Annotated in this window: 6 protein-coding genes; 5 read left to right on the top strand and 1 reads right to left on the bottom strand. The window is 72.3% G+C overall.

Annotation, left to right across the window (positions count from 1 at the left end):
* Positions 1 to 267: 267 nt before the first annotated feature.
* Complete coding sequence (gene wecB / locus ACFWZ5_RS35675; RefSeq protein ID WP_384804665.1) at positions 268 to 1,416, top strand: non-hydrolyzing UDP-N-acetylglucosamine 2-epimerase; 1,149 nt, start codon at positions 268 to 270, stop codon at positions 1,414 to 1,416.
* Positions 1,417 to 1,494: 78 nt separating this feature from the next.
* Entirely contained in the window at positions 1,495 to 2,850 is a 1,356-nt protein-coding gene (locus ACFWZ5_RS35670) for a glycosyltransferase family 2 protein (RefSeq protein WP_384804667.1), read from the top strand.
* 78 nt (positions 2,851 to 2,928) lie between these two features.
* Here the strand turns inward: ACFWZ5_RS35670 and ACFWZ5_RS35665 are convergent, their stop codons facing one another.
* The gene (locus tag ACFWZ5_RS35665) at positions 2,929 to 5,553 is read right to left on the bottom strand and encodes a valine--tRNA ligase (protein ID WP_384804669.1); all 2,625 of its coding nucleotides are present in this window, start codon (positions 5,551 to 5,553) and stop codon (positions 2,929 to 2,931) included.
* 164 nt (positions 5,554 to 5,717) lie between these two features.
* Here ACFWZ5_RS35665 and ACFWZ5_RS35660 point away from each other — a divergent pair, with 164 nt between their 5' ends.
* The 3 genes from ACFWZ5_RS35660 (at position 5,718) to ACFWZ5_RS35650 (ending at position 8,972) form a co-directional block, all read left to right on the top strand.
* Positions 5,718 to 6,758, top strand: a complete 1,041-nt coding sequence (locus ACFWZ5_RS35660) for a hypothetical protein (protein ID WP_384804671.1) — start codon at positions 5,718 to 5,720, stop codon at positions 6,756 to 6,758.
* A gap of 122 nt (positions 6,759 to 6,880) precedes the next feature.
* A complete protein-coding gene (locus ACFWZ5_RS35655; RefSeq protein ID WP_384804673.1) occupies positions 6,881 to 7,906 on the top strand; it encodes a hypothetical protein in 1,026 nt (341 codons plus the stop codon).
* Between the two features lie 106 nt (positions 7,907 to 8,012).
* Entirely contained in the window at positions 8,013 to 8,972 is a 960-nt protein-coding gene (locus tag ACFWZ5_RS35650) for a hypothetical protein (RefSeq protein ID WP_384804675.1), read from the top strand.
* Positions 8,973 to 9,199: the final 227 nt, after the last annotated feature.

Below are 9,199 nucleotides of genomic sequence, written 5' to 3'. Positions count from 1 at the left end.
GAATTTTTCAGCCCGTCCGGCGTTTGAGGACCGGGGTCTGGGGCGGAGCCCCAGGAAAGGGCGGGCGGGTGGGGAAAACAGCCCGCCCGGCCCCCGGCAGGGACCAAGGTCCCGGGGACAGGGACCGTTGGGCCAGGGCTAACGCCCTGAACAGCCGCGGCCGCAGGCCCCGCAACCGTTGGACAACCGAACACGAGCCACCCCCGCAACCCACCCCGCCCAAGCTCCTGGACGAGCCAAGAGATCCCGCACCCGCCAGGAGCCCCGTTGCACGCCGCCCCCACCCTCCCGCCCCGCTCCGTCGCCCTCGTGCTCGGCACCCGCCCGGAACTGGTGAAGGTCGCCCACCTGGTCCGGCTCCTCGGCCCCGCCGCACACCTCGTGCACACCGGCCAGCACTACGACGCCGCCCTGTCCGGCCAGTTCCTCACGGAGCTCGGGCTGCCCGAGCCCACCCTGCTCGACGGCGTCGGCGGGCAGCCGCGCGCCGTGCAGATCTCCGCCGCCCTCGCCCAGCTGGACGCCCTGTTCACCGAGGAGCCGCCGCTGGCCGTCGTCGTCCAGGGCGACACCAACGCCGCGCTCGCCGGCGCGCTCGCCGCCAACGCCCGCTCCATTCCGCTCGTCCACGTCGAGGCGGGCCTGCGCAGCCACGACCGCGCGATGCCCGAGGAGCACAACCGCATCGTCATCGACCAGCTCGCCGACGTGCTGTGCGCGGCCACCGACGACAACCGCGACCTGCTGCGCGCCGAGTCCGTCCCGGCCGGGCGGATCACCGTCACCGGCAACACCGTCGTCGAGGCCGTCCAGGAGCACCTGCCCGCGGACGACCAGCGGGCCGCGCTGCTCGCCGCGCACGGCGTCACCGCCGACCGCTACGTCCTCGCCACCGCGCACCGGCCCGAGAACACCGACGACCCCGCCGCCCTGCGCGCCATCCTCACCGAGCTCGCGTCGCTGGCCGCCGACCTGCCCGTCCTCTTCGCCGTGCACCCGCGCACCCGCGCCCGCATCGAGGACGCCGGGCTCTCCGACCTGCTCGCCCCGCTCACCGAGCTCCCCCCGCTCGGCTACGGCGAGTTCCTCGCCCTCGCCCGGCACGCGGCCGTCATCGTGTCCGACTCCGGCGGCATCCAGGAGGAGACGACCGTGCTCGGCCGGCCCCTGGTCGTCGTACGCCGCTCCACCGAGCGCCCCGAGGCGATGGACGCCGGGTTCGCCGAGCTCGTCGCGCCGGGGCGGGAGATCGGCCGGGCCGTGCGGCGGCGCCTCGCGGCGGGCCAGGCCGGTCTGCGGGACCTGGCCTCCCGGCCCTCTCCCTTCGGGGACGGGCTCGCCTCGCAGCGGATCGCCGTGCTCCTCGGCGCGCTGGCCGCCGGCCGCGAGGACCGGGAGCTGTCCGTGGCCGCCTGAACGATGCCGCCGCTCCGCGGCGGCTGCTTCCCGCCCGCCCCCCCATGACCTGACGTCCTCCTCCCCCCAGGTGCCGCGATGCTCACCACCCCCCACCTCGTCCTCTACGCCCTGCCCTTCTTCCTCCTCGCCTGCTTCCTGCTCTACTGGGCGGGCTCCCGCCACGCCTACGTACGCCGCCCCGAGACGCCCCTCGCCGACCCCGCCCCCTTCGCCTGGCACTTCTTCGTGCCGTGCCGGGACGAGGAGACCGTCATCGGGACGACCGTCAGCCAGCTCAGGGCGGACTTCCCGGCCGCGCACGTCTGGGTCGTCGACGACGACAGCGACGACGCGACGGCCGCCGTCGTCACCGCCATCGCCGACCGCGACGGCCAGGTGCACCTGGTCTCGCGCCGCCGCCCCGACGCCCGCATCGGCAAGGGCGCCGCGCTCAACTCGGCGTACGCGGCCCTGAACGCGTACCTGCCCGAGGGCACCGACCGCTCGCTGGTCGTGGTGTGCGTGGTGGACGCCGACGGCCGCCTCGCCCCCGACGCGCTCGCGCGGGTCAGCGGTCCCGCCGGGTTCGGCGACCCCGAGATGGGCGGCGTGCAGGTCAGCGTGCGGATGCGGAACGTCGACGACGAGCACCTTCCGCTGCCCGAGCGCGGGCGGCTCGCCAACGCCGTGGCGCGGCTCCTGGTGCGCATGCAGGACATGGAGTTCGCGGTGTCCAACGCGGGCATGCAGCTCCTGCGCGGCCGCACCGGATCGGTGGGCCTCGGCGGCAACGGCCAGTTCACCCGGCTCACCGCCCTCGACCACATCGCCGCCGCCGAGCGCCGCCCCTGGCAGCGCGACGCGCTCCTCGAGGACTACGAGCTGGGCCTGCACATGATCCTCGGCGGCTACCGGGTGGCGCACATCGCCGACACGTACGTCTCCCAGGAGGGCCTGCCGCGCCTGCGCCGCTTCCTCACCCAGCGCACCCGCTGGGCGCAGGGCAACCTGCAGTGCGTGCGGTACGCGCCGCGCATCGTCTCGTCCCGGCACTACTCGGGCCGTGGCGTCCTGGAGACCCTGTACACGTTCATGCAGCCCCTCGCGCACGTCGCCACGCTGGTCCTGAGCGTGCTGCTGCTCGGCAGCGTCGTCATCGGCGGCTCGCTGCGCGACGCGTTCCTCGGCGCCTGGCCGTTGATCCTGGTCCTGTCCGCGTTCTCGGTGCTGCCGTTCGTGGCCTGGGGCCCGCTCTACCGCCGCGACTTCGCGCCCGACCGCTCCCGCCTGACCGGTCTGCTGTGGGGCCTGGCCCTGTGGGTGTACGCGTACCACGTGTTCATCGTGTCGGCGCGCGGCTTCCTGCGCCTGCTGCGCGGCCGCAACGGCTGGGCGAAGACGCGGCGCAACGCGGAGGCCGTCGGGACGGGGCCCGTTGCCACGGAGGCGTAACGACGGTGGGGGTATGCGAAAGGCGCCCGGAACTCGTGGGAGTTCCGGGCGCCTTCGCGTGCCTGCGGGCGAACCGCCTTACGCCGCCGGGAGGTTGTCCAGCTGCGCCTGGAGGCGGGCGATGTCCTCGTCGGCCTTGGCGAGCCGACCGCGGATCTTGTCGACCACCTGGTCGGGCGCCTTCGCCAGGAACGCCTCGTTGCCGAGCTTGGCGGTGGCCTGGGCCTTCTCCTTCTCGGCGGCGGCCAAGTCCTTGGCGAGCCGCTTCCGCTCCGCCGCCACGTCGATCGTGCCCGACAGGTCGAGCGCGACCGTGGCGCCCGCGACCGGCAGGGTCGCCGTGGCCGCGAAGCCCTCGCCCTCCGGCTGGAGGCGCAGGAGCTGGCGGACGGCCGCCTCGTGCGCGGCGAACGGCGTGCCGTCCAGGGTCAGGCGGGCCGGGACCTTCTGGCCGGGCTGCAGGCCCTGGTCGGCGCGGAACCGGCGGACCTCGGTGACCAGGTCCTGGACGGAGAGGATCTCCTTCTCGGCGGCCGTGTCACGGAAGCCGCTGTCCTTGGGCCAGTCGGCGATGACCACGGACTCGCCGCCGGTCAGCGTGGTCCACAGCGTCTCCGTCACGAACGGCACCACCGGGTGCAGCAGGCGCAGCGTGACGTCGAGGACCTCGCCGAGGACGCGCTTGCTGACCTCCGCCGCGGGGCCGCCCGCCATGAACGTGGTCTTGGACAGCTCCACGTACCAGTCGAAGACCTCGTCCCAGGCGAAGTGGAAGAGGGCGTCGGAGAGCTTGGCGAACTGGAAGTCCTCGTAGAGCGCGTCGACTTCGGCGACCACGGTGTTGAGGCGGGAGAGGATCCAGCGGTCCGTGGCGGACATCTCGGCGGCGTCCGGCAGCGGGCCCTCGACCGTCGCGCCGTTCATCAGCGCGAAGCGGGTCGCGTTCCAGATCTTGTTGGCGAAGTTCCGGGAGCCCTGGACCCAGTCCTCGCCGATCGGCACGTCCACGCCGGGGTTGGCGCCGCGGGCGAGGGTGAAGCGCAGGGCGTCGGAGCCGTACTTGTCCATCCAGTCCAGCGGGTTGACCGCGTTGCCGAAGGACTTCGACATCTTCTTGCCGAACTGGTCGCGGACCATGCCGTGCAGGGCGATGGTGTGGAACGGCGGGGTGCCGTCCATCGCGTACAGGCCGAACATCATCATCCGGGCGACCCAGAAGAAGAGGATGTCGTAGCCGGTGACCAGGACGGAGTTCGGGTAGAACTTCGCGAGGCTCTCGGTCTTCCCGGGCCAGCCGAGCGTGGAGAACGGCCACAGGCCGGAGGAGAACCAGGTGTCGAGGACGTCGGTGTCCTGCGTCCAGCCCTCGCCGGTGGGGGCCTCGTCGTCGGGTCCGACGCAGACGACCTCGCCGTTCGGGCCGTACCAGACGGGGATGCGGTGGCCCCACCAGAGCTGGCGCGAGATGCACCAGTCGTGGAGGTTGTCGACCCAGTCGAAGTAGCGCTTCTCCATCTCCTGCGGATGGATCTTCACCTGGCCGTCGCGGACCGCGTCACCCGCGGCCTTGGCGAGCGGGCCGACCTTGACCCACCACTGCATGGACAGGCGCGGCTCGATGGTGGTCTTGCAGCGGGAGCAGTGGCCCACCGAGTGGGAGTACGGGCGCTTCTCGGCGACGATGCGGCCCTCGGCGCGCAGGGCGCCGACGATCGCGGAGCGGGCCTCCAGGCGGTCCAGGCCCTGGAAGGGGCCGGGGACCGTGATGACCGCGTGCTCGTCCATGACCGCGATGTTCGGCAGCGCGTGGCGCTGGCCGATCTCGAAGTCGTTCGGGTCGTGGGCGGGCGTCACCTTGACGGCGCCGGTGCCGAACTCGGGGTCGACGTGGCTGTCCGCGACGACCGGGATGGAGCGGTCGGTGAGCGGCAGCTTGATCTGCTTGCCGACCAGGTGCCGGTAGCGCTCGTCGTCGGGGTGCACGGCGACGGCCGTGTCACCGAGCATGGTCTCGGCGCGGGTGGTGGCGACGACGAGGGTCTCGTCGCCCTCGCCGTACTTGATCGAGACGAGCTCACCGTCGTCGTCCTGGTACTCGACCTCGATGTCCGAGATCGCGGTGAGACAGCGCGGGCACCAGTTGATGATGCGCTCGGCGCGGTAGATCAGCTCGTCGTCGTAGAGCTTCTTGAAGATCGTCTGGACGGCCTTGGACAGGCCCTCGTCCATGGTGAAGCGCTCGCGGGACCAGGCGACGCCGTCGCCGAGGCGGCGCATCTGGCCGGAGATCTGGCCGCCGGACTCGCCCTTCCACTGCCAGACGCGCTCGACGAAGGCCTCCCGGCCGAGGTCGTGCCGCGACTTGCCCTCCTTGCCGAGCTCGCGCTCGACCACGTTCTGCGTGGCGATGCCCGCGTGGTCCATGCCGGGCTGCCACAGGACCTCGAAGCCCTGCATGCGCTTGCGGCGGGTGAGGGCGTCGATGAGCGTGTGCTCGAAGGCGTGGCCCAGGTGCAGGCTGCCGGTGACGTTGGGCGGCGGGATGACGACGGCGTACGGCGGCTTGTCGCTCTTCTCGTCCGCGTCGAAGTAACCGCGCTCCACCCAGCGCTCGTACAGCGCCCCTTCTACCTCGGACGGCGCGTACTGCGTCGGGAGTTCGGGGGTGGTCGCTGGAGGCTGCTGCTGAGTGTTCTCGGTCACGGGCCCAGTTTAGGGGTGTCACAGACCGGTCCCGAAACTGGAATCTTGAGTAACGGTTGCGGCCCGGGGACTCACGCGGCTCCGCCCTTCGGTCAGGATGTCGGGAACACATAAACGCGCGGGTCTATGTATGCGCGTACACGCGTTCGAGGGGAACCCCAGTAATGAGCTACAACCAGCCGGGCCCGTACGGCGGCCAGCAGCCCCAGCAGCCGGGCCCGTACGGTGGCGGCCAGCCGCAGCAGCCTGGCCCCTACGGCCAGCCGCCGCAGGCCCCGCAGCCCGGCTACGGCTACCCGCAGCAGCCCCCGCAGGGCGTCCCGCCGCAGCAGCCGTACGGCCAGCAGCAGGCCCCCTACGGGCAGCCGGGGGCCCCTTACGGGCAGCAGCCCCAGGCCCCCTACGGCCAGGTCCCGCCGCCCCCGCCCGGCTCAGGCGGCGGCAAGAAGACCGGCCTCGTCATCGGCGCGGTCGCCGTCGTGGCGGCGATAGCGGTCGGCGCGTACTTCGTGATCGGCGGCAAGGACGACGACAAGAAGAACGAGGGCAAGGGCGGCGGCTCCAGCGTCTCCGACTCCGGGTCGGGGTCCGGCTCCGGCTCCGGCTCCGGCGTGAAGGACGACGGGCCGCACAAGCTGACGACGCCGGAGACCGTCCTCGGCGGCGAGTACAAGAAGAAGCCGGGCACCAGCTCCGGTGGCGGCCTGTCCTCCACCGACATCGCGGAGGCCGAGAAGGACGGGGTCAAGAACGCCGAGGACGTCCAGGCCCAGTACCAGTCGGGCAGCGACGAGAACCCGCTGTCGCAGAAGCTCTTCCAGTTCAACGGCGTCTACGGCCAGATCGAGGACCCGGACGCCGTCGTCGACAAGATGTTCGGCGAGGTGAAGAAGAACGCCGAGAGCGACAGCAGCGGGACCGTGACGGTGGTCGGCGAGCCCAAGACGTACACCCCGTCCGGGCTGGACGGCGCCGTGATGAAGTGCCAGGAGATGAAGTACGGCATGGGCTCCGGCTCCGGCACCACCAGCACGCAGGGCCCGAAGGAGATCTCGATGGCGACCTGCATCTGGGGCGACAAGAGCACCATCGGCGTCGCGATCACCACGGACATGGCCAACGTCCTGGCGGGCAAGAGCGCCGACCTCCAGGACGGCGCCGAGAAGGCGGCCAAGTTCCGCAAGGAAGTGCGCGTCAAGATCTGACGGCGGCGGCGCATTCACGGCACCGCGTGACGAAGCGGGCCCGGCCCGGCACTGCCGCCGGGCCCGCACCTGTCGGCTGTCACGATGTGGGAGCAGCAGCAACACGAAGGGGGAACCCAGTAATGAGCTACAACGAGCCGGGCCCGTACGGCGGCCAGCAGCCCCAGCAGCCGGGCCCCTACGGCGGCGGCCAGCAGCCCCAGCCAGGCCCCTACGGACAGCCGCCGCAGGCCCCGCAGCCCGGCTACGGCCACCCTCAGCAGCCACCGCAGCCGCAGCCCGGCTACGGGTACCCCCAGCAGCCCCCGCAGGGCGTCCCGCCCCAGCAGCAGCCGTACGGCCAGCCCGGCTACGGCCAGCCCGGCTACAGCCAGCCGCAGCAGCCGGGCCCCTACGGGCAGCAGCCGCAGGCCCCCTACGGCCAGGTTCCCCCGCCCCCGCCCGGCTCAGGCGGCGGCAAGAAGGCCGGGATCGTCATCGGCGCGGTCGCCGTGGTCGCCGCGATCGCGGTCGGCGGCTACTTCGTGCTCGGCGGCAGCGACAGCGGCGGCTCGGGCACGGTCAAGGACGACGGCCCGCACAAGCTCACCACCCCGGCCAGCGTCCTCGGCGACTACGCCAAGGAGGAGTCCCAGGGGGACGAGATGAGCCCCGAGGCCGTCAAGAAGGCCGAGAAGAACGGCGTGAAGAACGCCAAGAGCGTGGCCGCGCAGTACCGGTCGGGCTCCAAGGACAACCCACTGGCCATGAAGATCCTCCAGTTCAACGGCATCTACGGTGACATCGACGACCCGGAGAAGGTCGTCGACTTCATGTTCAAGCACGCCAAGGACGGCTTCGCCGAGAGCGGGAGCACCGGCGGCAACAAGCCCACGACGGTCGGCGAGCCCAAGTCGTACAACCCCTCCGAGCTGGACGGCGCCGTCATGAAGTGCCAGGAGATGAAGCTGGACACCGGCTCGTCGGGCGGCACCGAATCGGGCCCCAAGGAGATGACGATGGCGACGTGCATCTGGGGCGACAACAGCACCATCGGCATCGTGATCACGACGGACGTCGCGAGCGCGATGAGCGGCAAGAGCCCGGACCTCGACGAGGCCGCGACGACGTCGGCCAAGTTCCGCAAGGAAGTCCGCGTCAAGATCTGATCCGCGTCCGACCCGCGCGTCAGCGCCAGTAAGGGCCCGGCCGGTGGTTCCGGCCGGGCCCTCACACGCCGGGCACACCGCAGCAGCACGGAGGAGACCCCCACCCATGAGCCACCACCAGCCGGGCCCGTACGGCCAGCAGCCGCAGCAGCCCCCGCAGGGCCCGCCGCCCGGCCCGTACGGGCAGCCGCCCCAGGCCGCCCCCTACGGGCAGCCCCCGCAGGCCCCGTACCCCCAGCAGCCGCCCGCCGCGGCCCCGTACGGGCAGCAGCCCCAAGCCCCGTACGGCCAGCCGCCGCAGGCCCCTTACGGGCAGGCCCCGTACGGGCAGCCGCAGGCCCCCTACGGGCAGGTGCCGCCGCCCCCGCCCGGCTCAGGCGGCGGCAAGAGGACCGGAGTCATCATCGGCTCGGTCGCCGTCGTGGCCGCGATCGCGGTCGGCGCGTACTTCCTGTTCAGCGGCGGCTCCGGCTCCTCCGACGTCGCGGACGACGGGCCGCACAAGCTGACCACTCCGGCCACCGTCCTCGGCGAGTACAAGAAGGGCGACAACGGCACCACGTCCAGTGACCTCGACGACCTCGACGACGCCGAGAAGCAGGGCGTGAAGAACCCGCAGTCGGTCGGCGCCGGTTACCAGGCGGGCGACGAGAGCAACCCCCTGGCCGGGAAGCTGCTCCAGTTCAGCGGCGTGTACGGCGAGGTCGACGACCCGGAGAAGACGGTCGACGGGATGTTCGCCGACGCCAAGAAGAAGGCGGCCGGCGGCGCCGCCATGGACGGCGACGACAAGGGCGAAATGGTCGGCAGCCCGCAGGACTTCAGCACCGACGACGCGATCGTCAAGTGCCAGGAGGCCGTGGTCAAGAAGGGCGCCGACGGAAGCACGGGGGCGAGCGGGCCGAAGGAGGCGCGGGTGCCCGTGTGCCTGTGGGGCGACCACAGCACGGTCGGCCTGGTGATGCCCATGGAGATCGCCGACGTCGCGGCGGGCAAGAGCCCCTCGCTGAGCGACGCCGCCGAGACCACCAAGAAGCTCCGCGACGAGGTCCGCGTGAAGAAGTAGGCGGCAGCAGCAGGCAGCGGAAGCACGCGTACGCGAAAGGGGCGCCCCGGGGGGTGCCCAACGCGGGCGGCCCGGGCAGGTGAGCGGGTCCGGGCCAAGCCGCCTTATTGAACCCCCCCCCCCGACCCCCCCCCCCGGCCCCGCCCCCGCCCCCAAACCCTCCCCCGCCCCGAAGCCCCCCCCCCAACCCCCCCCCACCCCCCCCCCCGCCCACCCCCGGACCGGGC

Origin of the sequence: Streptomyces sp. NPDC059003 (genome assembly GCF_042740445.1) — a bacterium.
In the GTDB taxonomy this organism is placed as follows: domain Bacteria; phylum Actinomycetota; class Actinomycetes; order Streptomycetales; family Streptomycetaceae; genus Streptomyces.
The sequence above is the reverse complement of the archived record's forward strand: the minus strand, read 5'-3'. Positions and strand labels throughout refer to the sequence as shown.